Annotated in this window: 26 protein-coding genes and 1 other RNA gene; 10 read left to right on the top strand and 17 right to left on the bottom strand. The window is 62.8% G+C overall.

The window, feature by feature from the left end:
* The first annotated feature begins 125 nt into the window (after positions 1–125).
* From ACP691_RS13960 to ACP691_RS13945, 4 genes are all read left to right on the top strand, one after another.
* Entirely contained in the window at positions 126–335 is a 210-nt protein-coding gene (locus ACP691_RS13960) for a TIGR02449 family protein (protein WP_040260243.1), read from the top strand.
* A complete protein-coding gene (locus tag ACP691_RS13955; protein WP_040260244.1) occupies positions 332–649 on the top strand; it encodes a cell division protein ZapA in 318 nt (105 codons plus the stop codon). The genes ACP691_RS13960 and ACP691_RS13955 overlap by 4 nt, the downstream gene beginning before the upstream one ends.
* 32 nt (positions 650–681) lie before the next feature.
* A non-coding RNA gene (gene ssrS / locus ACP691_RS13950) (6S RNA) lies at positions 682–860 on the top strand.
* A 61-nt stretch (positions 861–921) separates the two neighbouring features.
* Entirely contained in the window at positions 922–1,530 is a 609-nt protein-coding gene (locus ACP691_RS13945) for a 5-formyltetrahydrofolate cyclo-ligase (protein ID WP_426150667.1), read from the top strand.
* On the opposite strand, the gene ACP691_RS13940 is transcribed toward ACP691_RS13945, so the two are convergent.
* Positions 1,527–1,667: a hypothetical protein gene (locus ACP691_RS13940; protein WP_088776188.1), complete on the bottom strand. Its 141-nt coding sequence runs from the start codon at positions 1,665–1,667 to the stop codon at positions 1,527–1,529. The genes ACP691_RS13945 and ACP691_RS13940 overlap by 4 nt on opposite strands.
* Before the next feature lie 191 nt (positions 1,668–1,858).
* Between ACP691_RS13940 and ACP691_RS13935 the strand changes: the two genes are divergently transcribed.
* A complete protein-coding gene (locus ACP691_RS13935) occupies positions 1,859–2,308 on the top strand; it encodes an EVE domain-containing protein (RefSeq protein WP_426150669.1) in 450 nt (149 codons plus the stop codon).
* A 74-nt stretch (positions 2,309–2,382) separates the two neighbouring features.
* Here the strand turns inward: ACP691_RS13935 and ACP691_RS13930 are convergent, their stop codons facing one another.
* A complete protein-coding gene (locus tag ACP691_RS13930) occupies positions 2,383–2,793 on the bottom strand; it encodes a flagellar basal body-associated protein FliL (RefSeq protein ID WP_426150672.1) in 411 nt (136 codons plus the stop codon).
* Positions 2,794–2,924: 131 nt separating this feature from the next.
* On the opposite strand from ACP691_RS13930, the gene ACP691_RS13925 reads away from it, so the two are divergent.
* The gene (locus ACP691_RS13925; RefSeq protein ID WP_426150674.1) at positions 2,925–3,914 is read left to right on the top strand and encodes an NADPH:quinone oxidoreductase family protein; all 990 of its coding nucleotides are present in this window, start codon (positions 2,925–2,927) and stop codon (positions 3,912–3,914) included.
* Here ACP691_RS13925 and ACP691_RS13920 read toward each other — a convergent pair.
* The 5 genes from ACP691_RS13920 to trxA form a co-directional block, all read right to left on the bottom strand.
* Positions 3,905–4,594 (bottom strand): gamma-glutamylcyclotransferase, encoded by a 690-nt coding sequence (locus ACP691_RS13920; RefSeq protein WP_426150676.1) that lies wholly within the window; start codon positions 4,592–4,594, stop codon positions 3,905–3,907. The genes ACP691_RS13925 and ACP691_RS13920 overlap by 10 nt on opposite strands.
* A 76-nt stretch (positions 4,595–4,670) precedes the next feature.
* Complete coding sequence (locus tag ACP691_RS13915; RefSeq protein ID WP_426150678.1) at positions 4,671–5,636, bottom strand: CDP-6-deoxy-delta-3,4-glucoseen reductase; 966 nt, start codon at positions 5,634–5,636, stop codon at positions 4,671–4,673.
* The gene (gene ubiD / locus ACP691_RS13910; protein ID WP_426150680.1) at positions 5,637–7,103 is read right to left on the bottom strand and encodes a 4-hydroxy-3-polyprenylbenzoate decarboxylase; all 1,467 of its coding nucleotides are present in this window, start codon (positions 7,101–7,103) and stop codon (positions 5,637–5,639) included.
* A gap of 112 nt (positions 7,104–7,215) precedes the next feature.
* A complete protein-coding gene (gene rho / locus ACP691_RS13905; RefSeq protein ID WP_040260251.1) occupies positions 7,216–8,475 on the bottom strand; it encodes a transcription termination factor Rho in 1,260 nt (419 codons plus the stop codon).
* A gap of 237 nt (positions 8,476–8,712) precedes the next feature.
* Positions 8,713–9,039 carry a thioredoxin TrxA gene (gene trxA, locus ACP691_RS13900; RefSeq protein ID WP_426150682.1) on the bottom strand — a complete coding sequence of 109 codons (327 nt, stop codon included), beginning with the start codon at positions 9,037–9,039 and terminating at the stop codon, positions 8,713–8,715.
* Between the two features lie 232 nt (positions 9,040–9,271).
* On the opposite strand from trxA, the gene ppx reads away from it, so the two are divergent.
* The gene (ppx, locus tag ACP691_RS13895) at positions 9,272–10,774 is read left to right on the top strand and encodes an exopolyphosphatase (protein WP_040260254.1); all 1,503 of its coding nucleotides are present in this window, start codon (positions 9,272–9,274) and stop codon (positions 10,772–10,774) included.
* Here ppx and ppk1 read toward each other — a convergent pair.
* Positions 10,761–12,971, bottom strand: coding sequence for a polyphosphate kinase 1 (gene ppk1, locus ACP691_RS13890; RefSeq protein ID WP_426150685.1), 2,211 nt, complete (start codon positions 12,969–12,971; stop codon positions 10,761–10,763). The genes ppx and ppk1 overlap by 14 nt on opposite strands.
* Positions 12,972–13,293: 322 nt before the next feature.
* Here ppk1 and ACP691_RS13885 point away from each other — a divergent pair, with 322 nt between their 5' ends.
* The gene (locus ACP691_RS13885; RefSeq protein WP_426150687.1) at positions 13,294–13,896 is read left to right on the top strand and encodes a DedA family protein; all 603 of its coding nucleotides are present in this window, start codon (positions 13,294–13,296) and stop codon (positions 13,894–13,896) included.
* A 47-nt stretch (positions 13,897–13,943) separates the two neighbouring features.
* Here ACP691_RS13885 and rhtB read toward each other — a convergent pair whose 3' ends face one another.
* Together rhtB and ACP691_RS13875 are read right to left on the bottom strand one after the other, a co-directional pair.
* The gene (gene rhtB, locus ACP691_RS13880; RefSeq protein ID WP_426150690.1) at positions 13,944–14,576 is read right to left on the bottom strand and encodes a homoserine/homoserine lactone efflux protein; all 633 of its coding nucleotides are present in this window, start codon (positions 14,574–14,576) and stop codon (positions 13,944–13,946) included.
* 64 nt (positions 14,577–14,640) lie between these two features.
* Positions 14,641–16,551 carry an ATP-binding cassette domain-containing protein gene (locus ACP691_RS13875; RefSeq protein WP_426150692.1) on the bottom strand — a complete coding sequence of 637 codons (1,911 nt, stop codon included), beginning with the start codon at positions 16,549–16,551 and terminating at the stop codon, positions 14,641–14,643.
* Between the two features lie 49 nt (positions 16,552–16,600).
* On the opposite strand from ACP691_RS13875, the gene ACP691_RS13870 reads away from it, so the two are divergent.
* Positions 16,601–17,041 (top strand): TIGR02444 family protein, encoded by a 441-nt coding sequence (locus ACP691_RS13870; RefSeq protein WP_426150694.1) that lies wholly within the window; start codon positions 16,601–16,603, stop codon positions 17,039–17,041.
* A 25-nt stretch (positions 17,042–17,066) separates the two neighbouring features.
* Here the strand turns inward: ACP691_RS13870 and ACP691_RS13865 are convergent, their stop codons facing one another.
* Positions 17,067–17,828 (bottom strand): AlgP family protein, encoded by a 762-nt coding sequence (locus ACP691_RS13865; RefSeq protein ID WP_426150696.1) that lies wholly within the window; start codon positions 17,826–17,828, stop codon positions 17,067–17,069.
* Between the two features lie 161 nt (positions 17,829–17,989).
* On the opposite strand from ACP691_RS13865, the gene ACP691_RS13860 reads away from it, so the two are divergent.
* On the top strand, positions 17,990–18,649 hold the full coding sequence (locus ACP691_RS13860) for an FKBP-type peptidyl-prolyl cis-trans isomerase (RefSeq protein WP_426150698.1): 660 nt from the start codon (positions 17,990–17,992) through the stop codon (positions 18,647–18,649).
* A 21-nt stretch (positions 18,650–18,670) separates the two neighbouring features.
* Here the strand turns inward: ACP691_RS13860 and rsd are convergent, their stop codons facing one another.
* The 6 genes from rsd to hemC all read right to left on the bottom strand — a co-directional run bounded on the left by rsd (position 18,671) and on the right by hemC (position 24,105).
* Positions 18,671–19,144 (bottom strand): sigma D regulator, encoded by a 474-nt coding sequence (gene rsd / locus ACP691_RS13855; protein ID WP_426150700.1) that lies wholly within the window; start codon positions 19,142–19,144, stop codon positions 18,671–18,673.
* A gap of 181 nt (positions 19,145–19,325) precedes the next feature.
* A complete protein-coding gene (locus tag ACP691_RS13850; RefSeq protein ID WP_426150702.1) occupies positions 19,326–19,814 on the bottom strand; it encodes a disulfide bond formation protein B in 489 nt (162 codons plus the stop codon).
* Between the two features lie 135 nt (positions 19,815–19,949).
* A complete protein-coding gene (locus ACP691_RS13845) occupies positions 19,950–21,185 on the bottom strand; it encodes a heme biosynthesis HemY N-terminal domain-containing protein (RefSeq protein ID WP_426150704.1) in 1,236 nt (411 codons plus the stop codon).
* Positions 21,182–22,276, bottom strand: coding sequence for a uroporphyrinogen-III C-methyltransferase (locus ACP691_RS13840; protein ID WP_426151115.1), 1,095 nt, complete (start codon positions 22,274–22,276; stop codon positions 21,182–21,184). The genes ACP691_RS13845 and ACP691_RS13840 overlap by 4 nt, the downstream gene beginning before the upstream one ends.
* 141 nt (positions 22,277–22,417) lie before the next feature.
* Complete coding sequence (locus ACP691_RS13835; protein WP_426151117.1) at positions 22,418–23,167, bottom strand: uroporphyrinogen-III synthase; 750 nt, start codon at positions 23,165–23,167, stop codon at positions 22,418–22,420.
* Positions 23,164–24,105: a hydroxymethylbilane synthase gene (hemC, locus tag ACP691_RS13830; RefSeq protein WP_426150705.1), complete on the bottom strand. Its 942-nt coding sequence runs from the start codon at positions 24,103–24,105 to the stop codon at positions 23,164–23,166. Before hemC ends, ACP691_RS13835 begins: the two co-directional genes overlap by 4 nt.
* Positions 24,106–24,141: the final 36 nt, after the last annotated feature.

Below are 24,141 nucleotides of genomic sequence, written 5' to 3'. Positions count from 1 at the left end.
CTAGAATGAAGGCTTCGTATCCTACACCGGCAGGTAAGCCAAGACCATCGACGCAACCGCCGGCCCGCGTCGTGGTCTGCATTCGTTCACGCCGTCTCTCAACCAGGACACCTTAACTGCCTCCCATGGAACAGAACGACCTGCAAGCGCTGATGGGCAAGATCGAACTACTGATCGAACGCGTCGAGCAGCTGAATCGGCAGAACGCCTTCCTCCACGCCCAGGAACGCACCTGGCGCGAGGAACGTGCCTACCTCATCGAGAAAAACGAAGTCGCTCGCCGCAAGGTCGAATCGATGATTTCGCGCCTCAAGGCCTTGGAGCAAGACTCATGAATTCGAGCAATAGCGTTACCGTGCAAATCCTGGACAAGGAATACTCGATCATCTGCCCGCCGGAAGAGCGCGGCAACCTGATCAGCGCGGCGCGTTACCTGGACGGCAAGATGCGCGAGATCCGTAGCGGCGGCAAAGTCATTGGCGCCGATCGCATCGCCGTGATGGCGGCCTTGAACATCACTCACGACCTGCTGCATCGCAAGGACACCAGTGAAGCCCAGCCAGGCGGCGCCACCCGGGAACAGGTACGCGGCCTGCTGGAACGGGTCGACCAGGCCCTTGCCGCTAGTCAGATGACCTCCAAGGGCTGATTCGGACCTATGGTTTGGGGTATACTTGCGTCCGCTCCCTGTAGTGCGCGCCAGTCGGTCATGTCCCTGAGCCGATACGCACAACCACGGAAGTTGCACGTCGGGGCTGGTGTGCATGTCCGCTCGACGGAAAGCCTTAAAGCCCCCTGCAATCTCCACCTTGAACTTTCGGGTTCAAGGGCTACACCGACAGCGGTACGTCGGGGAGTCTCTTCTTTTCCTCCATGCGGGGGCCTCGATTGGCCATTCCTTCCCAGGGAGTCGCTGATCACATGATCCAAGCTTCTCGCTACTCTCGCGGCCAGTTGCGCAAACTTCTGCGCGAGGCGCGCAAGGCATTGTCTCCGGCGCAGCAGCGCGCCGCCGCCCAGGGGTTGTACCGCCAGCTCGGCCAGCATCCCGTATTGCGCCGGGCGCGCGCCATGGCGCTGTATTTGCCCAACGACGGCGAGATCGACCCGCGTCCCCTGCTACGCGCCGCGCAGAAGCGCGGGATACACACCTACCTGCCCGTGCTGAGCCCATGGCCACGTACCAAGATGGTGTTCCAGCGCATTCGCCCCGGCGAGCGGCTGCGGGCCAATCGCTTCGGCATTGCCGAGCCTGTGCCCAGTCCGCGCCGACAGCGGCCGATCTGGACACTGGACCTGGTGCTGTTGCCGCTGGTCGGCTTTGACGAGTATGGCGGACGCCTGGGCATGGGCGGCGGCTTTTACGACCGCAGTCTGGCCTACCGAGGCCGGCGCAAGTTCTGGCTCAAGCCCAGGCTGCTAGGGCTGGCTCATGAATGCCAGAAGGTGGATCGCTTGCAGCAGGCCAGCTGGGATGTGGCGCTGCAGGGAACGGTGACTGACAAGGGTTGGTATCGGGCCAGGGCTTAACGCAGCGGAACCGCGTAGGTTACGTCCACCGGCTCGCTGGCCTTGCGGTCCCAAAGGCTCTGGGCGTAACCGGTGGTCACCACTCCCAGGCCGAACAGGAACACAAGCACCCATAATAGATCCGGTTTACGCCGCATCGATGATTCTCCCCCTACCACGTTCACACATTGATCGAGCCTGGAAGCTGGCCCAACCGGCATGCCCCTGGCTTAAAATGGGCGCATTCTCCGACAGCTTCCAGCCACATGCAAACCCTGATTTCGACCAGCTGTCGGCCCATGCAACCCGGTTGGGTTTCCCTGTAATCCTCACGAAAAAGGACGCCGCCATGGCCTATTGGCTGATGAAATCCGAGCCCGATGAGTTGTCCATCCAAGGCCTGAAAACCCTTGGCCAGGCCCGCTGGGATGGTGTTCGCAACTACCAGGCGCGCAACTTCATGCGCCTGATGCAACCCGGCGACCGTTTCTTTTTCTACCACTCCAGCTGCCCCGAACCCGGTATCGCCGGCATCGCGCGCATCGTCAGCGCCCCTTATCCCGACCCTACCGCGCTGGACCCCACCAGCCATTACCACGACCCCAAGGCCAACGCCGACAAGAACCCCTGGCTTTCGGTTGACGTTACCTGCGAGCAGGTGTTCCCTCGGGTACTTGGCCTTGGCCTGCTCAAGCAGCAGGCCGCGCTAGCGGAGATGGCGCTGGTGAAGAAAGGCAGCCGGCTTTCGGTGATGGAAGTGACCACCCAAGAATGGAAAGCAGTGACAGCCCTGCTGTGAGAGCCTACCAGGCAGGCAGCAGCACCGGCCCCTACCTGAAATCCTCGCAAGATTTCAGGATCGGTAGATGACGCTTACTGAACGATCAGGTTATTGAACAGCAAGTCTTCGACCACCGGCTTGCCTTCCTCGGAATTGACCGCCTGCTGGGTTTGCTTCAGAGCTTCCTGGCGCAAGGCTTCCTTCGCTTCGCCCGAAGCCATCCCTTCGAGGCTTTGCTGGTTGAACAACTGAACCAGCTGATTGCGAATGAGCGGTTCGTGATGCTTGACTGCGGCCAAGGCTTCGGGGCCGGTCACCTTCAGGGCGATGTCGGCCTTGTACACGCGCAGGCGCGGACTCCCATCCATGGCATAGTTTCCGACCAAGGGTGGGCTCAGGGAGTAGTAGGACACCGGGGGTGGCCCTTCTTTGGGCTCCTCTTCCTTCGCGTTAGCGGCAAAGGGTATGCACAGGGCCAACAATACGGCGATCCAGGGTTTCACGGCAGCGATTCCTCTTCATGATGTACGCGGCGAGCGGGCGGTTATGGCAGCTTATCAGGCGCCGCCATCATCGTTGCTCGGCCGGGGGGCTTACCTACACTTATCGGCCATTACCCGGAAAGGAATAGCCTATGAAAGCGTTATTGTGCAAAGCCTTCGGCCCGGCGCAAAGCCTGGTGGTCGAAGACGTGCCTGCGCCTGAGCCAAAGCGCAACGAGGCAGTGATCCAGGTCCACAGCGCCAGCGTGAATTTTCCGGACACCCTGATCATCGAGGGCAAGTACCAGTTCAAGCCGCCCTTCCCTTTCGCCCCGGGGGGTGAAGCCGCCGGGATAGTAGTGGCAGTCGGCAAAGGAGTCAGTACGCTGCGCCAAGGAGACAAGGTCATGGCGCTCACCGGCTGGGGCAGTTTCGCTGAGCAGGTGGCAGTGCCCGCGTACAACATAATGCCGATGCCGGCGAGCATGCCCTTCGACGAGGGGGCCAGCTTTGCCATGACTTACGGCACTTCGATGCATGCGCTGCGTCAGCGCGGCAACCTGCAGTCGGGAGAAACCCTGCTGGTGCTGGGTGCGGCCGGGGGTGTAGGACTTGTCGCGGTCGAGATCGGCAAAGCCATGGGCGCTCGGGTGATCGCCGCCGCCAGCAACGCGAGCAAGCTGGAAGCCGCGCGCATGGCCGGGGCAGACGAACTCATCGATTACAGCACCGAGGATCTCAAGGCACGAGTAATGGCGTTGACCGCCGGCCAGGGCGCGGATGTTATCTATGACCCCGTAGGTGGCGATGCCTTCGATACCGCGGTGCGCTGCCTGGCGTGGAATGGACGGCTGCTGGTCATCGGCTTCGCCAGCGGTCGCATCCCACAATTGCCCGTCAACCTTGCCTTGCTCAAGGGCGCGGCCGTGATCGGTGTGTTCTGGGGTGCCTTCGCTCAACGCCAGCCCCATGACAACGCCAGCAACTTCCGGCAGCTCTTCGCCTGGCATGGTGAAGGTCGCCTGCGCCCGCTCATTTCCGCCCGGTATTCGCTGGATCAGGCACCGCAGGCGATCCAGGCGCTGGCTGAGCGCCGCGCGGTGGGCAAGTTGGTCGTGCGGGTGCGCGAGGCTCAGGCTTGAGGCAGCAGAGGTTCAGGTAGCGTGCTGGCGGGCACCAGGGCCATCTCCAGCCAGCGCTTGAACCGGGCCTCCAGATTGCGGTCGGGCATGGCGTGAGAGCGCAGCGCGGCGATGGTCTGCTCCACGTAGTCCAGACAGCTTCCAGAGCGGCCGCAGGCGCTGGCCAGTACCTGTACCAGCAGATCATCAGGCAGGTTTCCCGCGTAGGTGGGCAGGTGCCGCTCTAGCACGAAGCCCAGCGCCTGCACCTTGCTGCCGTCATCCAATCGACAACTGAGCCAGTGAGGTCGATAAGACGGGTACGGCATCTCGCGCCTCCATAGGGCCATCAGCGACGCCTCAAGATGTTCCTCATGCAAGCGATAGGCAAAACCTGTGCAAGAGCCTCCTCGATCAAGGCCGAACACCAGGCCGGGGCGTTGCGGCGTGCCACGGTGCTCCTGCGACCAGAGGTACAGCCCGCGGTGATAACCATGCACCCGCGCGCGCCGACGCTCGGCGCTGTTGCACTCAGGCCGCCAGATCAACGACCCGTACGCGAACAGCCACACCGGCCCGCCCTTGTGCAGGGCCATGGTCTGGACAACAGAGCAGGCAAGCTCTTCATCGCTCAGTTGCAGGGTATTGAGCACAGGTGGGTAGGCCACCCCATGCGCGGGGGCAGGTTCGATCGCCGACATAAGGAAGAACCCCGGATGGGTACAGATTGCTTCGCCGTCACTCTAACCGAAGGCTACCGCCGGGGGGAGCTACCAGTCATCGTGGGGCATAGGCGAAGACGTCCGCTCGCATCTGATGAGCATCCATGCCGGCTTCCACCAGGGCGTCCAGTGTGGCGTACACCATGGCCGGTGAGCCGCTGGCGTACACATGAACGACGCTCAGGTCTGTCAGGTCTTCACGCACGGCCTCATGCAAAAGCCCACAACGGCCTTCCCAACCACAGAGGTCACTGACGACCCGGTGCAAGTACAGGTTAGGCAGGCGCTGCCACTCGTCCCAGTGCTCGATCCGGTAGAAGTCCGATGGCTGGCGAACGCCCCAGTAGAGATGGACCGGATGCTTGAAGCCTTGTGCACGGCAGTGCTCGATCAAACTGTGCATTTGCGCCATGCCGGTACCAGCGGCGATGAGGACCAGCGGCCCATCGGGAAGCTCGGCCAGATGAGCGTCGCCATAGGGCAATTCCACCCGGGCAAGCTGCTCGCGTTGCAACTGCGCCAAGAGCTTCAGGGCGCTTTCTTCACGGCCCAGGATGTGCATTTCAAGATCGCGACCACCATGGGGCGCGGATGCCAGGGAAAAGGCGGCCTTGTCCGCGCCTTCGCGCTCGATGAGCAAGTACTGCCCGGCATGGTAGCGAGGCGGCTTGCCAGCGGGCGCGCGCAGCCGCACACGCCACACATCGCCGCCGACTTCAGTGCACTCGCTGACCTGGCAGGTAAACGCACGAACCGGCAGTTCTCCAAGGGAAAGCACGCCGTCCCATAGCAGTACGCAGTCTTCCAGGGGCTCTGCCACACAGGTGTAGAGCTCACCGTGGTCTCGCTCGTCTCCCTCTTGGAGAATACGCCCCTCGACCAGGATCGCCGCGCACACATGGCAATTGCCATTGCGACAACTATGGGGGCACTCGTAACCCAACCGCCGGGCCGCCTCGAGGATCTTCTCGCCCGGCTGTACGTCCAGCACAGCACCGGAAGGTTGCAAGGTCACGCGCATTCAGTCTATTCCCAGCTGGTTCCAGAGTTCGTCCACGCGGCGAGTCACGGCAGGGTCCCGCTCGATCACACGCCCCCACTCCCGGTTCGTCTCGCCAGGCCACTTGTGCGTGGCGTCCAGGCCCATCTTCGAGCCCAGCCCGGATACCGGCGAAGCGAAGTCCAGATAGTCGATGGGCGTGTTATCGATCATCACCGTATCGCGCTTGGGGTCCATACGGGTAGTCACCGCCCAGATCACATCGTTCCAGTCGCGCGCGTTGATATCGTCGTCCGTCACAATCACGAACTTGGTGTACATGAACTGACGCAGGAAGGACCATACCCCCAGCATCACCCGCTTGGCATGGCCGGGGTACTGCTTCTTGATGGTCACCACCGCCATGCGGTAGGAGCAACCCTCTGGCGGAAGGTAAAAGTCGGTGATCTCCGGGAACTGCTTCTGCAGGATGGGCACGAAGACTTCGTTCAGCGCCACGCCCAGAATGGCCGGCTCATCCGGTGGCCGCCCCGTATAGGTGCTGTGGTAGATCGGCCGGGTACGGTGGGTGATGCGCTCGACGGTGAAAACGGGGAAGCGGTCCACCTCGTTGTAGTAGCCGGTATGGTCGCCATAAGGGCCTTCGTCGGCCATTTCCCCAGGGTGAATCACCCCTTCGAGCACGATCTCCGCGCTGGCGGGCACCTGCAACTGGCTGCCCCGGCACTTGACCAGCTCGGTACGATGACCGCGCAACAGGCCGGCGAAGGCGTATTCGGACAAGCTGTCGGGCACAGGCGTGACCGCCCCGAGGATGGTGGCCGGGTCCGCCCCCAGAGCGACGGCTACCGGGAAGGGCTCGCCCGGGTGCTTTTCGCACCATTCACGGTAATCCAGCGCGCCGCCACGGTGGCTCAGCCAGCGCATGATGACCTTGTTGCGGCCAATCACCTGCTGCCGGTAGATACCCAGGTTCTGGCGTTCCTTGTTGGGCCCGCGGGTCACAGTCAGCCCCCAGGTGATCAAGGGCGCCACGTCTCCCGGCCAGCAATGCTGGATCGGCAACGTGCCAAGGTCGACGTCTTCCCCTTCCAGCACCACTTCCTGGCAGGGTGCATCCTTGAGCACCTTGGGCGCCATGGAGATGATCTTCTTGAAGATAGGCAGCTTGGACCAGGCGTCCTTCAGGCCCTTGGGCGGCTCGGGCTCCTTGAGAAACGCCAGCAGCTTGCCGATTTCCCGAAGCTCGCCCACATCCTCGGCGCCCATGCCCAAGGCCACGCGCCCTGGGGTGCCAAACAGATTGCCCAGCACCGGCATATCGAACCCGGTGGGTTTTTCGAACAACAGGGCCGGGCCTTGCTTGCGCAACGTACGGTCGCAGATTTCCGTCATCTCCAGCACCGGGGACACCGGTACCGTGACGCGTTTCAACTCGCCGCGCCGCTCAAGCTGCTGCACGAAATCTCGAAGATCCTTGAATTCCATCGGCCAGGCCACAGTGCAAAATAGGCGCTTAGCTTACCTGCTCTGCCGGCGACGTACAGGATACGGATAAAAAAACGGCGCCATCAGGCGCCGTTTTCGAACCGGACGAAGCTTACTTTCGCTTCATGGACAAGAAGAACTCGTCGTTGGTCTTGGTCTGCTTGAGCTTGTCGACCAGGAACTCGATGGCGGCGATCTCATCCATCGGATGCAACAGCTTGCGCAGAATCCACATGCGCTGCAGCTCGTCATCAGCGGTCAGCAGTTCTTCGCGACGAGTACCGGAGCGGTTGATGTTGATGGCCGGGAAGACACGCTTTTCGGAAATCCGACGGTCCAGCGGCAGCTCCATGTTGCCGGTGCCCTTGAATTCCTCGTAGATGACTTCGTCCATCTTCGAACCGGTTTCCACCAGGGCGGTGGCGATGATGGTCAGCGAGCCACCTTCCTCGATATTGCGCGCCGCGCCGAAGAAACGCTTTGGCTTTTCCAGGGCATGGGCGTCCACACCACCGGTAAGTACCTTGCCGGAACTCGGGATCACGGTGTTGTAGGCACGCGCCAGGCGAGTGATGGAGTCCAGCAGGATGACCACGTCCTTCTTGTGCTCGACCAGGCGTTTGGCCTTCTCGATGACCATCTCGGCCACTTGCACGTGACGCGTCGGCGGCTCGTCGAAGGTGGAAGCGACCACTTCGCCACGCACGGTGCGCTGCATTTCCGTGACTTCTTCCGGACGCTCGTCGATCAGCAGGACGATCAGGTGGCACTCGGGGTTGTTACGGGTAATGTTGGCAGCGATGTTCTGCAGCATGATCGTCTTGCCGGCTTTTGGCGGTGCCACGATCAGGCCGCGCTGGCCCTTGCCGATAGGTGCGCAGAGGTCGATCACCCGGCCGGTGAGGTCTTCGGTGGAGCCATTGCCGGCTTCCATCTTCAGGCGCTGGTTCGGGAACAGCGGCGTCAGGTTCTCGAAGAGGATCTTGTTCTTCGCGTTCTCGGGGCGGTCGAAGTTGATGGTGTCGACCTTGAGCAGGGCGAAGTAACGCTCGCCTTCCTTCGGCGGACGGATCTTGCCGACGATGGTGTCACCGGTACGCAGATTGAACCGGCGGATCTGGCTGGGAGACACGTAGATATCATCCGGGCCGGCCAGGTAGGAAGCATCGGCTGAGCGAAGGAAGCCGAAACCGTCCTGGAGGATCTCCAGCACGCCGTCACCGGAAATTTCCTCGCCGCTTTTCGCATGCTTCTTCAGCAGGGAGAAAATCACATCCTGCTTGCGCGAGCGGGCCATGTTTTCGATGCCCATCTGTTCGGCCATTTCGAGCAGGTCGGTGATCGGCTTTTGCTTGAGTTCAGTCAGGTTCATAGAGGGAATGACGTGTTCTGTATGGAGGGAATAAGCTTAGGGCTTAAGAGGTGCCGCGCCGGGGAAGGCGATAGGATCGCGCACAACTTCGAATTGGAATGCGTCGGCGACGACTTGCAAGGGGGCACTGGAGAGGCCAGTGCAAGGCCGAATTTAACACTTGCGGCTAAAGGCGTCTAGTGAGCAAAAACAAAAAAGCCCTGCAACGAGCAGGGCTTTGTAACGACTGACGATCCCTTAGATGTTGGCATCCAGGAAAGCGGCCAGTTGCGACTTCGACAAGGCTCCAACCTTGGTCGCCTCGACACTGCCATTCTTGAACAGCATGAGCGTAGGAATGCCCCGGACGCCGTGCTTGGCAGGGGTTTCCTGGTTCTCGTCGATGTTCAGCTTGGCAATGGTCACCTTGCCTTCGTATGTGTTGGCGATTTCATCCAGCACCGGCGCGATCATCTTGCAAGGGCCGCACCACTCGGCCCAGTAGTCCACCAGAACCGGGCCCTGGGCCTTGAGAACATCGGCCTCGAAGGACGCGTCAGTGACATGCTTGATTTTGTCGCTCATGAATATCTCCCGGTCAGGAACTTGGATGATTGGGCCCATCATAACGTTCAGCGTTTGTTACCGAAAGCGTTAGACCATTGACTCTAGCTATGAGAAATCACCGTTTTGCATATGACAGGCTGCCTACGGAAAAATGCTACCGACAACGGCGCGGCTCAAGCCAGGGGCATAACGTTGGCGAAGCGAGCGGATCGTGGCAGGATGTTCGAGTTATCGACCGAGAATTTCGCCCATGCCGCCACTCAAGCCGACGAACCTGTCCCTCATCGCTGCGATCGACCTGGGGTCCAACAGCTTCCATATGGTGGTGGCCAAGCCCAACCGGGGCGAGATCCGCATTCTCGAGCGAAGCGGCGAGAAGGTACAGCTGGCTGCCGGCATCGACGAACAGCGTCAACTCAGCGAAGAGTCCATGCAGCGCGGCCTGGAATGCCTCAAGCGCTTCGCCCAGCTTATCAATGGGCTGCCCCTGGGCGCTGTGCGCATCGTGGGCACCAACGCACTGCGCGAAGCCCGCAATCGCGCTGAATTCATCCGCCGCGCCGAAGCGCTGCTCGGGCACCCGGTGGAAGTGATCTCCGGCCGTGAAGAGGCGCGACTGATCTACCTTGGGGTGTCCCATACCCTGGCCGATACGCCCGGCAAACGCCTGGTGGCCGATATCGGCGGTGGCAGCACCGAGTTCATCATCGGTCAACGCTTCGAGCCGCTGATGCGTGAAAGCCTGCAAATGGGCTGCGTCAGCTTTACCCAGCGCTATTTCCGCGACGGCAAAATCACACCGGCCCGCTATGCACAGGCTTATACCGCGGCCCGGCTGGAGATCATGAGCATCGAGAACGCCCTGCGGCGCCTGAGCTGGGATGAAGCCATCGGGTCGTCCGGCACCATTCGCGCCATTGGTTCGGCCATCAAGGCCGCGGGAATGGGCGCGGGCGAGGTCAATGCCGAAGGCCTGGCCTGGCTCAAGCGCAAGCTGTTCAAGCTGGGGGACACCGACAAGATCGACTTCGATGGGATCAAGCCTGACCGCAGGGCGATTTTCCCGGCGGGCCTGGCCATCCTTGAAGCCATTTTCGATGCCCTCGAACTGCAACGCATGGATCACTGCGAAGGCGCCCTGCGCGAAGGCGTGCTCTATGACCTGATGGGGCGCCATGGCCACGAGGACGTGCGTGAGCGCACCTTGAGCTCACTGATGGAGCGCTATCATGTGGACCTGGATCAGGCCGCGCGGGTGGAAGAGAAGGCCCTGGAAGCATTCGACCAGGTCGCCAGCGCCTGGAGCCTGGACGACGGTGTATGGCGAGACCTGCTCAGTTGGGCGGCCAAGGTCCATGAAGTGGGCCTGGACATCGCCCACTACCACTACCACAAGCATGGCGCCTACCTCATCGAGCACTCGGACCTGGCCGGCTTCTCGCGGGAAGACCAGCACATGCTCGCGCTGTTGGTGCGCGGCCACCGCCGGAACATTCCAAAGGAGCGCTTCGCCGAATTCGGTGAAGAGGGGGCCAAGCTGATCCGGCTATGCGTGCTGCTGCGCTTCGCGATCCTGTTCCATCACATCCGTGGCACCCAGGAAATGCCTCAGGTCCAGCTCAAGGCCCATGGCGACTCCCTGGACGTGGCCTTCCCATCGGGGTGGCTGGAAAACAACCCGCTGACCCAGGCCGACTTCGCCCTGGAGGCGGAGTGGCTGGCCCGGGTCGGGTTCGCCCTTACCGTACGGTAAGGGCCTGGTTGCTGAGGCGGTCCAGCAGGGCCGCCTGTGCGTTACGAGCGTTCTGGTTACCCGTGGGGCTGAGCCGCACGTAGGTGCCATCCGGTTGCAGCACCCAGGCATGAGTGTTGTCCGTCAGGTAGGCTTCCACCTCTTTCTTCACTCGCGTGATCAGCTTCTTGCCCTCGACCGGGAAGCAGGTTTCCACGCGCCTGTCCAGGTTGCGCTCCATCCAGTCGGCACTGGACAGGAACAACTGTTCTTCGCCGCCATTGAGGAAGTAGAAGATCCGGGTGTGCTCCAGGAAGCGCCCGATGATGGAGCGCACATGAATGTTATGGGACACCCCAGGCACGCCCGGGCGCAGGCAGCACATGCCACGCACGATCAAATCGATGCGCACGCCGGCCTGACTGGCCTTGTAGAGGGCGCGGATGATCTTGGGATCGGTCAGGCCATTGCACTTGACCACGATGTGCGCCGGCTTGCCTTCGCTGGCGAACTGGGTTTCCCGAGCGATCATGTCCAGCATGCCCTTCTTCAGCGTGAAGGGCGCATGCAGCAGCTTTTTCATGCGCAGGGTCTTGCCCATGCCGATCAGCTGGGTGAAGAGCTTGCCGACGTCTTCGGTAAGGGCGTCATCGGAGGTCAGCAGGCTGTAGTCGGTGTACAGGCGCGCGTTGCTGGCATGGTAGTTACCGGTGCCCAGGTGGGCATAGCGAACGATCTCACCGCCCTCCCGACGCAGGATGAGCATCATCTTGGCGTGGGTCTTGAAGCCCACCACGCCGTAGATCACCACGGCACCCGCGGCCTGTAGCCGGCTGGCCATCTGCAGGTTGGACTCCTCATCGAAGCGGGCCCGCAGCTCGATGACCGCCGTCACTTCCTTGCCGCTGCGCGCGGCGTCCACCAGCGCGTCGACGATTTCCGAATTGCTGCCACTGCGGTACAGCGTCTGCCGGATCGCCAGCACGTGCGGGTCCTTGGCGGCCTGGCGCAACAGGTCGATCACCGGCGTGAAGGATTCGAACGGGTGCAGCAGGAGCATGTCCTGCTTGCCGATCACGCTGAAGATATTGTCGCTGTTCTGCAGCAGTTTGGGGATCGCCGGGGTGAAGGGCGTGTGCTGCAGTTCCGGATGACTGTCCAGCCCGGTGATGCTGAACAGGCGAGTCAGGTTCACCGGGCCATTGACCTGGTACAGCTCGGATTCGGCCAGGTTGAACTGCTTGAGCAGGTAGTCCGACAGGTGTTTGGGGCAAGTGTCCGCCACTTCCAGGCGCACCGCGTCACCATAGCGGCGCGAGAATAGTTCGCCGCGCAGGGCGCGCGCCAGGTCTTCGACGTCCTCGGAGTCCAGCGACAGGTCAGCGTTACGTGTCAGTCGAAACTGATAGCAGCCCTTGACCTTCATGCCCTGGAACAGGTCATCGGCGTGCGCATGGATCATCGACGAGAGGAAAACGAAGTTATCCCCCGGCCCGCCGACGTCTTCAGGCACCTTGATCACTCGGGGCAGCAGGCGCGGAGCCGGTATGATCGCCAGGCCCGAATCGCGGCCGAAGGCATCGACCCCCTCCAGCTCCACGATGAAGTTCAGGCTCTTGTTGACCAGCAATGGGAAAGGATGGGTCGGGTCCAGACCGATCGGGGTCACGATCGGAGCGATCTCATCGCGGAAATAACGACGCACCCACGCCTTGAGCTTGGGCGTCCAGTACCGGCGACGAATGAAGCGAACCTGATGCTTCTCCAGTTCGGGCAGAAGGATATCGTTGAGGATGGCGTACTGGCGGTCCACCTGGACGTGAACCAGCTCGCTGATCCGAGCCAGGGCCTGGTGGGGTTGCAGGCCATCGGCGCCGGCCTGTTCACGGGCGAAGGTGATCTGCTTCTTGAGCCCGGCCACTCGGATTTCGAAGAACTCATCCAGGTTGCTGGAGAAAATGAGCAGAAACTTGAGCCGCTCCAGCAAGGGATAGCTCTCATCCAGCGCCTGTTCCAGTACCCGAATGTTGAATTGCAATTGCGACAGCTCGCGATGGCTGTACATCACGGCATCGTCCAGGCCGGGCACGGGAGCGGCCGGGGCTGGCGGAATCTCGATGGGAGGTTCCACAGGAGTATCGGCGACCACGTCCGGGAGGGGTTCGGTCACAGGTTGAGCCTCTTCTACGACAAGATCGGGGAGCGCTTCATTATTCATCTGAACATCCTGAAGGGCCAGGGGCCCTGGGCGCAATGGGCGGCACGCACGGCAAAGTCGATCAGCTACAGTGACGATGGCTCGCAAAACGGGGTCACGGCCCAGACTCGGGCCAGGTCATGCCCGGGCCAAAGAGGTAGAAGCACCGTCGAAGACGGGCCGGGCTGTTATAAGGTCAATATGTGACAGCCAGATGACAGTGCGGTTTAAGTTGCCATAAGGTAGCCGAAGACCGCTATGTTCACGTCGAGACACATTTCGACACTTTCATGAATTTCTCCGAAGGGTTAGGCTGCGCGTTCACTTCGCCAGCATCTTCAAAATGCTCCAACAATTTCTAAACGATTTCGGTTACCTGGCCCTGTTCCTGGGGACCTTCTTCGAAGGCGAAACCATCCTGGTGCTCGCGGGTTTCCTTGCGTTCCGCGGCTACATGGACATCAATGTGGTGATGCTGGTGGCCTTCCTCGGCAGCTACGCCGGCGACCAGCTGTGGTACTTCCTCGGTCGGCGCCACGGCCGCCGCCTGCTCGCCCGCAAGCCTCGCTGGCAGACCATGGGCGACCGCGCCCTGGAGCACATCCGCAAGCATCCGGACCTGTGGGTGCTTTCCTTCCGCTTCGTCTATGGCCTGCGCACTGTCATGCCAGTAGCCATCGGCCTTTCCGGCTACCCGCCCCGGCGCTACCTGCTGCTCAACGGCTTGGGCGCGATGATCTGGGCCATCGCTCTCGGCCAGGCGGCGTACCACTTCGGCGCGGTGTTGCAAGGGCTGCTGGGTAACGTGAAGAAGTACGAGCTCTGGGTGCTGGGGGGGCTATTGCTCCTGGGCGTGCTGCTCTGGGTCAGCCGCCGCATCAAGGCCGCGCGCATCGCCCGCAAGGCTGAAGAAGCCGGCAAGCTTCAAGAGCCGCCATCACATTAGGGCACGACCATCACTGGGACAGCTGCTGAAGCTGCTTTGCCGGCTCGCTAGAGCGGTGCCCTGCGCAGGCTCGCCAACAGCGTGGCGGCACCGACGAACAATCCTGCGAACGTACGGTTGAGACGACGCTGCTGACGTGGACTGCGAAGTAGCCGTAGCACTCGCGAGGCGAGGCCGGTGTAGCCGGCCATGACGATCAGGTCCACGCTGACCATGGTGGCGCCAATGATCAGGTATTGAATGAGCAAGGGTGCGCTGGGGTCGATGAACTGCGGCAGTACCGCCAGCATGAACACCAGCGCCTTGGGGTTGCTCACGTTGACCAGCAAACCCCGAAAGACCAGGCCAGCCCGGCTTGCGCCCTCCAGGGTGGCGGCGGCGTCGCTCATGTCCATGGGCGCGGCGCGCCACTGGCGCACTGCCAGGTACAGCAGGTAGGCCACGCCGAACCACTTGATCAAGGTGAACGCCATGGCGGAGGTGGCCAATATCGCGCCCACCCCGGCGGCCACGATCGCGATCTGCAAGGCCAGCCCCAGCTGTAGGCCCAGGGCGTTCCAATAGCCACGGGCGAAGCCGTAGCGCAGGCCGGACGACATGGAGGCTATGGCCCCCGCCCCCGGGGACAGGCTGATCACCCAGCTTGCGACTAGAAATGCCAGCCATGTATGCCACGCCATGTTCGTGCCTCCGAGAACTGGAGTGGCTACGTTACTGGATAAAACGTAGCGTTGCTATTCGGGTTCAGGCACTGAGGTTTTCCAGTTCCGCCTGCAGGTTTTCGAGCAGCTCGAGGGCTTCCATCCAAGCCTCCTCCAAGGCGCCCTCCTCGCTCTTGAGTGCCGCCTGGCGAGCCAGCAAATCACGTAGCTCGTCCTTGCGGGCACTGTCGTAAAGCTCGCTATCGCCCAGGCGTGACTCGATCTGGGCGAGGGATCCATGGACCTTGCCCAGGGCAGCTTCCAGGCGCTCTGCCTCGCGCTTGTGAGGCGCCAGCTGCTGGCGCAGGGCGGCAGCGGCCTGGCGCTGTGTCTTCTTGTCGGTACGTTCACCCGAAGCAGGCGCCGCTACGGGGGCGTTGCGCTGACGATAGTCCACAAGCCATTTGGCGTAATCGTCCAGATCGCCATCGAAGGGCTCGACCTTGCCATCGGCAACCAGCAGGAAATTATCCGTGGTGCTCTTGAGCAGATGCCGGTCGTGGGACACTACCAGTACCGCACCACCGAACTCTTGCAAGGCCATGGTCAAGGCCAGGCGCATTTCCAGATCCAGGTGGTTGGTGGGCTCGTCGAGCAACAACAGGTTCGGCCGGCCCCAGGCGATGAGCGCCAGAGCGAGCCGGGCTTTTTCCCCGCCGGAGAAATTCAGTACGGGTTCATCGACGCGCGCGCCGCGGAAGTCGAAGCCGCCGAGGAAGTCCTTGAGGGTTTGCTCCCGCTCGGTCGGTGCCAGACGCTGCATATGCAGCAAGGGGCTGGCTTTCCCATCAAGGGAATCGAGCTGGTGCTGGGCGAAATACCCTACTTCCAGATTTTCTCCCCGTCGCAGCGCCCCACCAAGAGGCTCGAGTTCGCCCGCCAGGTTCTTGATAAGCGTGGACTTGCCCGCGCCATTGGGGCCCAGCAGGCCAATCCGGGCGCCAGGGGTCAACTGCAGCTTGACCTTGTCCAGAATCACTTTGCTGCCATAGCCCAGGCGGGCTTCCGACAAGTCCAGCAGCGGGCTGGACAGCTTGTGGGCTTCTCGGAACACGAACTCGAACGGCGAGTCCACATGAGCGGCGGAGATCTCTTCCATCCGCTCCAGTGCCTTGATCCGGCTTTGCGCCTGTCGAGCCTTGGTCGCCTGCGCCTTGAAGCGAGCGATGTATTTTTCCATATGCTCGCGCCGCGCCTGCTGCTTCTCGTACGCCTGCTGTTGCTGAGCAAGGCGCTCCGCGCGGGCTCGCTCGAAGGCGCTGTAGCCGCCGCGGTAAAGCACCAGCTTGCGCGTGTCCACATGGGCGATATGGTCGACCACCGCGTCGAGGAAGTCCCGGTCATGGGAAATGAGCAGCAAGGTACCAGGGTAGCCCTTGAGCCACTCTTCAAGCCACAGGATAGCGTCCAGGTCCAGGTGGTTGGTCGGCTCATCGAGCAACAGCAAGTCCGAAGGGCACATCAAGGCCTGTGCCAGGTTCAGGCGCATGCGCCACCCACCCGAGAAGTCGCCTACTGGCAAGTCCATCTGGGCATTGCTGAAGCCCAGCCCCGCCAGCAGCTTGCGCGCTCGCGCCTGCGCCGTATAGCCGTCGGCCGCGTCCAGTTCGGCATGCAGCCGGCCCAGGGCAGCCCCATCCTGGGCGGCCTCGGCGGCCGCCAGGTCAGCCTCGATACGCCGCAGGTGCTGATCTCCATCGAGCACGTAGTCGACAGCAATGCGCGTAAGGGTGTCCACCTCCTGGCGCATATGGGCGATGCGCCAATCCGGCGGTAGTTGGCAGGCGCCGGCGTCAGGCACCAGTTCGCCACGCAGCAGTGCGAACAGGCTGGACTTACCGGCGCCATTGGCACCGATCAGGCCGGCTTTCTGGCCGGCATGGAGCGTGAGCTCGGCGCCTTCTAGCAGACGCTGTGGGCCACGCTGTAAAGTGAGGTCTTGGATTCGGATCATAATGGCGGCGGAGTTTATCAGCTTCGCGAAGCCGTGGCGTGGGGGCTTGATGCAGGACGATCTATGGCGACATGCATGTGAGCTCTACGCACGTCCTGGTGTCGAGGCTGCCTGCCTGACAGCTCAGGAGGCGGGAAACAATGTCTGCCTGGTGCTTTGCGCCCATTGGCTGGAACGACGCGGCGTGGCCTGGACGGCCGAGCGGGCCGAGGCTCTCGCAGAAATAGCTCTGCCCTGGACTGAAACGGTAGTCACGCCGTTACGCACGCTGCGTCAACGGTGGAAGCCGGCCGCCATGGAAGACGAGACCCTGCGGGCGCTCAGGACCTCGATAAAAGCACTTGAACTGGATGCCGAACGAGCGCTGCTGGAGCGTTTGCAGGCGCAGGCCTGCCGTTGGCCGTGTTTCGCCGGCAGCGGCGCTGGCTGGCTTGATTGGGCCCTTCAGCAGGGCCAGGCCAGCGCCACCGTGCAAGCCGCGCTGGCTTGAGTTCAGGGCGCGACGGATCAGCCGTTCAGGAACCGCTTGCGGGGGTATCCGAGCCAGGCGCCGAGCTGGGGACACCAGTGCTCTTGGCTGCCGCATTGGCGCGTGGTTTGCGCGGGGCACGCTTGGGCGCGGGCTGTGCGGCGCTTTCTTCGGCCTGCTCGACCGCCTTGGCCAGGACGGCCTTGCGCAGAGGCGGCTTGCGTGGTGTTGCTGCGGGCTTGGCCTGAGGGTCCAGAATGCTTGCCACCGCGCTTACCGGAGTCGTGGCCGTCTTGCGCGAAGCCGCTGGCTTGGCGGCAGCCCGAGCCACGACTGGCTTGGCAACGGGCGGCTTGGCGCCGGCAGGCTTGCGCGAGGTCTTGACGCCTGGCGTTGCGCTAGCCGTACCGCGTTGATCCAGGGCCTTGCCGACCGCCTCGCGCACTTTGCCCACACCTTGTACCAGCGCCAGGCTGGCCTGGATGTCATCCTTGAGTTGGCCGATGTACTGACGGGTTTCACCCTGGCGCCGCTGGAGTTCGTCAAGGGCACCTTCCAGAGCTTCCACGCTGGCGCGCGCCTTGGCCTGTGCCTTGGCCTTGCCGGCACTGGCAGCCGCATCAATTCGCGCCCGCTGCTTGTGAAGCTTGTCCTGGGCTTTCACACGCTGCTTTTCCAGCTTGGCGAGCATTTTTTCGGCATCGGTCAGAGCCTGGGCACACGCTTGCTCGAAGTGGTCGAGCAAGCTACCGGTCAATTGCTGAAGCAGGTGCAACGGTGTACTTACAGGCTTCTTTTTAACCGACATGATGGTCCTCCTCGCGGGTTGGCCTTTCATGTTATGCGAGAGCACCCTCGCCGTCAGCAAGCGCGGCGGTATTTTATATTCAGCGCCCTTGCTGAGCCGCGGGTTTGAAAGCAGAGGGCATCACGGTGGATAATCCTCGCTTCCTCCAGGAGCCCATGCCCATGCCGCGTCGCCTGTTGCTCTCGCTGTGCCTGCTATCGCCCCTTGCCCTGGCCCAGGACGCCGCGCCCGCCGCTCATGAGCTGGGCTACAGCCTGGGCGCCAGCATTGGTGAACGCCTGCGTGAAGATGAGCCTGGCCTGGATATCGAAGCGCTGATCGAAGGCCTGCGTCAGTCCTATCGGGGCCAGCCCCTGGCGCTGGATGAAGCCCGCATCCGGGCCATACTGGCGCAACACGAGGCTAGCGCCACCGGCCAGGGCACGGGTTCCAATGTGGAAGCAGCCCTGGCGGCCGAGCACCGGTTCATGGCCACCGAGCGGGCCAAATATGGTGTTCGGGAGCTACCTGGCGGGGTTCTCTATACTGAGCTCGGCCCTGGACAGGGCGAAAAGCCCTCGGCCAATTCGAGGGTGGAAGTCAGCTATGTGGGCCAGCTTCCCGACGGCACGGTATTCGACCAGAACGACCAGCCCCAGTGGTTTCGCCTGGACAGTGTGATCGATGGCTGGAAGGTGGCCTTGCAGCAGATGCCCAAGGGGGCCCGCTGGCGGGTAGTGGTTCCGTCGGACCAAGCCTACGGCGCCGACGGGGCCGGCGAACTCATCCCACCCTACACCCCACTGGTGTTCGAGATCGAGCTGCGCGATTTCGCGGACTGACGACCAGGCGAGCGGGCCGCGTCAGACGACTTGCGCGGCTTCCTCACGATGGGCGGTATGCAACACTTCGATAAGGCAGTCTTCCAGCTCGAAACGCTCATGAAGAATGCCCCCGAGCTCCTTGAGCCGCGCCGACAGGTCGGCGAAGTCAGAGCAGTCACCCTTGTCGCAATGATCGTTGAATTTCAGGCAGCCTTGGGTAAGCGCCTCCAGACGCGGGCAGATCTGCTCCGCCAGTTCCAGCCCACGGTCGTCGCCGAAGGCCTTGGCTTCCTGGGTCAGTTGCTCGTAGACACCGAAATGCCCCGCCGAGACATAGTCCACCAGTAGGCCACAGAAATCCTGGAGCCCCGAGCGCCGCAACCGGCCTTCCTCGGAAGCCTCTTCGATCGCCGCGAAAGCAACGATAAGGTTCTGGCGGTCCTGCAGCCAGCGATCGATGATCAGGTGAACCCCGCCCCAACGTTCCTGCGCATTCTGACAACTTTCCAGCATGGTCTGATCTTCCCTTGAGGTTCACGTTGAAGACGGAACGCAAACCAGCCAATGGCCAGCGAACTTGAACTTTACGTCCCATCCGGCGTAGCAAAGGGCCACGATCCGGTATGTTATTGCACCCCTGCCGCGCGACATAGGCTTAAGGGTGTTATACACGTGTTTACCCGAATGAGGGCGTTCAACGCTGAATAACCTGACCCAGTGTAATCAGGCCTAACCCAGTGAACACCAGCAGGCTCCATTCAGGCAGGCTCAGGCCCGATAGCGTCCAATTGATGGCGGCGCAACCGGGCGTCCCCGAGATGAACAGCTTGAGGGCCTGAAGCAGAGCCTCAGACTGGTGCGCATCGAAAAGGTTCGCCGTGCACAGCGTGTCGCTCGCGGGTGGTCGGGACTGCCACCAGAGCTGGCGAAGCGAAGCGGCGGCACCCACGGCGATAGGTACCATGTTGAAGCTCGCGTAGGCCCTACGACCTGATCGCTCAGGCTGGTGAAGCCACGCCGATGCGCAGACGAAAGCCACCGCGACCAGACAGCCCTCCTGCAAGGCACGCAGGGAGCATGCCGGCAGGATTACCGTCCGGGTTAGATAGGCCGTTGCCCCTAGTGCCAGCGAGGCCACAACGAACGCCAACACAAACAGATGACGCGAACGGGCCATGGGCATGGACGATCCAGGTACGCGATAGACAGACAGCAACGGTAGTGGAAAGGCCAAAGCGCTTTCAAGGCAACGCAGGCAAGAAACAATCTGAAAAACGCCGCCGCGCAGAGGCTGGCCAGCGGCGTTCGGGGCAATTCTTCAGGCCCGCCCTGGCTCCGGCAACGGCAAGGCCAGGAGACGCTCATCCAGCAAGCCGAGGCCTTCCTGGAACAACGCATTGCTGCGCGCCGTGTCTCCCAGCTGGGCCAGCAGGCGCGCCAATTCGGCACAGGCTTCGGGGTTGCGCTGGCACCTGAGGCTTGATTCGAAATAGTCCCGTGCCTTGCCCCATAGCCGGTTCTGCAAACTGATGCGGCCCAGGGTCAGCAGCAACGCCGGATCTTGCGGATGCGCCTTGAGCAGCCCTTCGGCAAAAGCCAAGGACTTGGCAGGTTCATATCCCATCAGCAAGCCGTACTGACGCGCCAGATGGCTATCGTATTGCCGCTTGAGGGCTCCCCTGACTACTTCCTCAGCCTTGGCGGAGGCACCCAGTCGGCGTAGCCGCTCGGCGTAGCTGAGCACCAGAGGCGCCTCTTGTCGCTGACCGGCGCTGAGCTGTTGCCAGGCGCGGTCCAGCGCCTGCTCGTCGCCGCCCTCGCCTTCGAGTTCGCCCTGCAACAAGCGCTGCCCCACGGCTCGGGCCTCCAGGCTAGCGAGCTCCTCACCGCTCATGACCTTGTGCTTGCGCAGTTCAGGCACCAACCGGGTCAATTGCGACCATTGTTCTCGTTGCGCACAAAGACCGGCCAGTTGCCGCAGGACCTGACGATTGCCGGGGTAACGCTCGTGCATGACGCTCAGGGTCTCAAGCGCGCCGGCACCATCGCCCCGTTCTGCCTGAAATTGCGCATGACTCAGGGCAATGGCCAGCTCCGCCTTGGGCTGTCGCTCCAGGGCACGTTCGAGCAGGCGGTCACTTTCCTCATGGAGCCCTTGCTCATTGGCGGCGCGGGCAGCGCCCAGGTAGTAGAACAGCGGGTAACGCTCGCCTTCGGCGGCCAGCTTGAGGTGCTTATGGGCGCTGGCCCAACGCCCTTCGGCCAGGTCCACCTGCCCGCGCGCGATGGCGTCCTGCAGCCGGCGGCGACGATTACGGCCGGACCATGGGTTGACCAGCCGACCGGACGTCAGCAGAAGACGTGCCAGCCCGGCTAGCAGGAAGATGGCCAATGCCAGCGCCACCAGGGCGGCAAGCGTGGTCCAGAGTCCTGACTCATAGCGAAAGACGTGAGGATAGTCGACCAATACATAGCCCGGGCTCAGCGAAACCCCCAGGCCGATCGCCAATGCCAGGGCGATGGTAAGGAACAGCCCCAAGTACAAGCGCTTCATGGATGCCGCTCCTGCTCCGCCGGAGCGCCGTTTGCCTGATGGCGACGCGTGATATAGCCCTGGAGGGCCGACAGGCTCCCAGCCAGGTCGGGGGTTTGTACGGTCACCCGGCTACCCGCCAGCTCATCCAACCGGCCAAGCAGGGCCTGCGCCTGGGTATTATCCTGATTGAAATCGGTGGTCAGTACGTCCCGAGCCTGATCCAGCGCTTGCTTGAACACAGCCTGTTCACCGTTCAAGGCCGCCCACTGGGCCTGCTCCAGCGCCAGCCCGAGCGCCAGGCGCACCTGACCCAGGCTCTGCCCGGCCAGCAGCGGACGGACACTGGCGTCCGGGTTGAAATCAATGCGGAAGAAGCTGGATATGCGGGCCCACCACTGACGCCAGTGCAGTGTACTGTCATCGGCGACCATGTCGGCGGCCACGCGATCGGCCTCGAACTGCGGCGCCAGTGCCGAAAGCTGCGTCGCCTGCTCACGCAAGGCAGCCAACTGAAGGAACAGGCCTGTACGATCCGGTTGCTCGGTAGCCTGCAATTGCGCCAAGCTGCGTGCCAGCTGCTCCCGCGCCGCGAAGGCGTTGGGGTCGTCCTGCTCACGCAGAATGTCATCGGCCCCCTGCAACAGGGCCCGGGCGCTGTTTATGTCCTGCAGGGCCGACAAGCGAAGGCTTGCCAGGCGCACCAGGTGCTCGGCCTCGGCCAGGCGCCAGTCCTGCCGGCTAGCGCCCAGCACGGTTTCCAGGCGCTGCCCAAGCCGCTGCTGGTCAGCCTGGAGCTGAGCCAGCAAGCGCCGCCGTTCTTCCAGTTCGGTGGCGGGGGGCAACTGCGCGAGACGCTCATCCAGGGCTTGCGTCTGCTGCCCAAGGGTGCGATTGGCCGTCGCCAGTGTCTCGACCTGTGCGCCCTGCCGATGCTGGCTAGCGTCGAGCTGACGCAACTGCCAGGCGGCCCAGCCTCCCAGGCCAAGCCCGCCCGCGGCGATCAGCAAGGCCAGCGCGGCAAGGCCACGCCCAGCACGCGGCCGTTCCAGCGCCGGGCGCGGTGGAGGGCTGCCGACCGATGGCTTGGCCGTTCCATTGGCGGAGGCAATCGGCGGCTCGACTGCCGGCTTACCCTGGGGAGCGCCGGCCGCGTCCTTTACCGGCGAGGTCACCGGCTTGCGAACGGGCTCTTGCGGATCATGGGGCGGGACAGTATCGCTCACGTAGTCTTCCTTTATTCAGAGCAGGGTTCACGGGCTGTGGACCGCCAACGCGGCAACCAGAGCGGCAGTGCTCGCACCTTCGCAATTGATCGGGCGATGACAGCCGAGCCCGTGGGCCAGGCCTGCTACCCGCGCGCTGGGTACGAACAGCGGCATGGCAGCCAATGCCGGCCATGCACTGCCAGCGAGCCGGTGCAAATGTTCCAGCCCCTGACCACTGCTGACCACCACGCCATTCAAGCGTTCCGCTTGCAGCCGCTGGGCCACAGCGTTGGCAGCATAATCAGGAACGCCACGCCGGTACAGTTCGAGGTAACCCACCTGAGCGCCTCGCTCGCCAAGTCGATGTGCCAGCCAGTCGCGCCCGCCTTCGCCGCGTATGATCAATATGCGTGGGCAAGGCCTGGCCAGGACAGCCGCCAGCGCGGGCAAGCGCAATAATGCCTCGCTGTCGTCACCCTGGGCTGAATAATGGGCATCGAGCCCTGCTTCACGCAGAATGGCGGCGGTCGCCGGGCCAACCGCGAACCACTGAAGCCCAACCCGCTGCTCGCGGGGCGGCAGACCTTGCAGGCACAACCGGGCGGCCGGCTTGCTGACCACGATCACTGCATCGAGCGCCTGCCAGGCCTGACCCTTCAGTACAGGCAAAGGCGTCAAGGGCTGGATTTCAAGCATTGGCATGAGGGCCCCGTAATAGCCCTGCTCGGCCAAGGCCTCGGCCACCGGACGGCCTTCAGTCGCCGGCCGGGTCAAGAGCAATCGCCAGGCCATCAGGCAGAAGGCGCTTGGCCATAGACTTCGTCGAGGATCGCCTGAGCGCCTTGCTCGAGCAGCGTCTCGGCCACCTGCTGCCCCAGGGCTTCGGCGTGCTCCTGGGTGGCTCGAGCTTCGGCGCGCAACAGCAGGCTGCCATCGGGCCGCCCCACCAGCCCACGCAGCCATAATTGATCGCCTTCGATGACCGTGTAAGCGGCGATAGGCACCTGACACCCTCCGTTGAGATGGCGGTTCATGGCCCGCTCGGCAATTACCCGCACCGCGGTAGGGCCATGGTGCAAAGGCGCAAGCAAGGCCTGCAGTTCGGCATCGTGGGTACGGCATTCGATACCTACCGCGCCCTGGCCTCCGGCTGGTAGGCAGTCTTCAGTGGTCAGGCTGCCGCGGATGCGTGCTTCCAGACCCAGCCGGATCAAGCCGGCGGCCGCGAGGATGATCGCGTCATAGTCGCCGGCGTCCAGCTTGGCCAGGCGGGTATTGACGTTGCCTCGCAGGAAGCGGATTTGCAGGTCGGGACGCATCGCCAGCAGTTGGGCCTGCCGACGCAGGCTCGAGGTACCCACGACGCTGCCCTGGGGAAGTTCGTCGAGGCCGCCGAAATGATTGGAAACAAAAGCGTCCCGGGGATCCTCGCGCTCGCAAATGCAATACAGGCCCAGGCCCTCGGGGAAATCCATGGGAACGTCTTTCATGGAGTGCACGGCGATGTCGGCTTCGTCTTCCAGCAGTGCTGTTTCGAGCTCCTTGACGAACAGGCCCTTGCCACCGATTTTCGCCAGGGGTGAATCAAGCAGCTTGTCGCCGCGGCTCACCATGGGTACGAGGCTGACCTGCAGCCCCGGATGGGCCTGTTCCAGGCGAGCCTTGACGAAGTTGGCCTGCCAGAGTGCCAGCGCGCTCTTGCGCGTGGCGATGCGAACCGTACGAACGAACATGTGGACCATTACCCAAGCCGAGAGACCACCGATGAT

It is taken from the genome of Pseudomonas sp. DC3200b2 (assembly GCF_049895785.1).
Lineage (GTDB): Bacteria > Pseudomonadota > Gammaproteobacteria > Pseudomonadales > Pseudomonadaceae > Aquipseudomonas > Aquipseudomonas massiliensis.
Note: the sequence above shows the minus strand (reverse complement) of the source record. Positions and strands in the feature narration are given on the sequence as shown.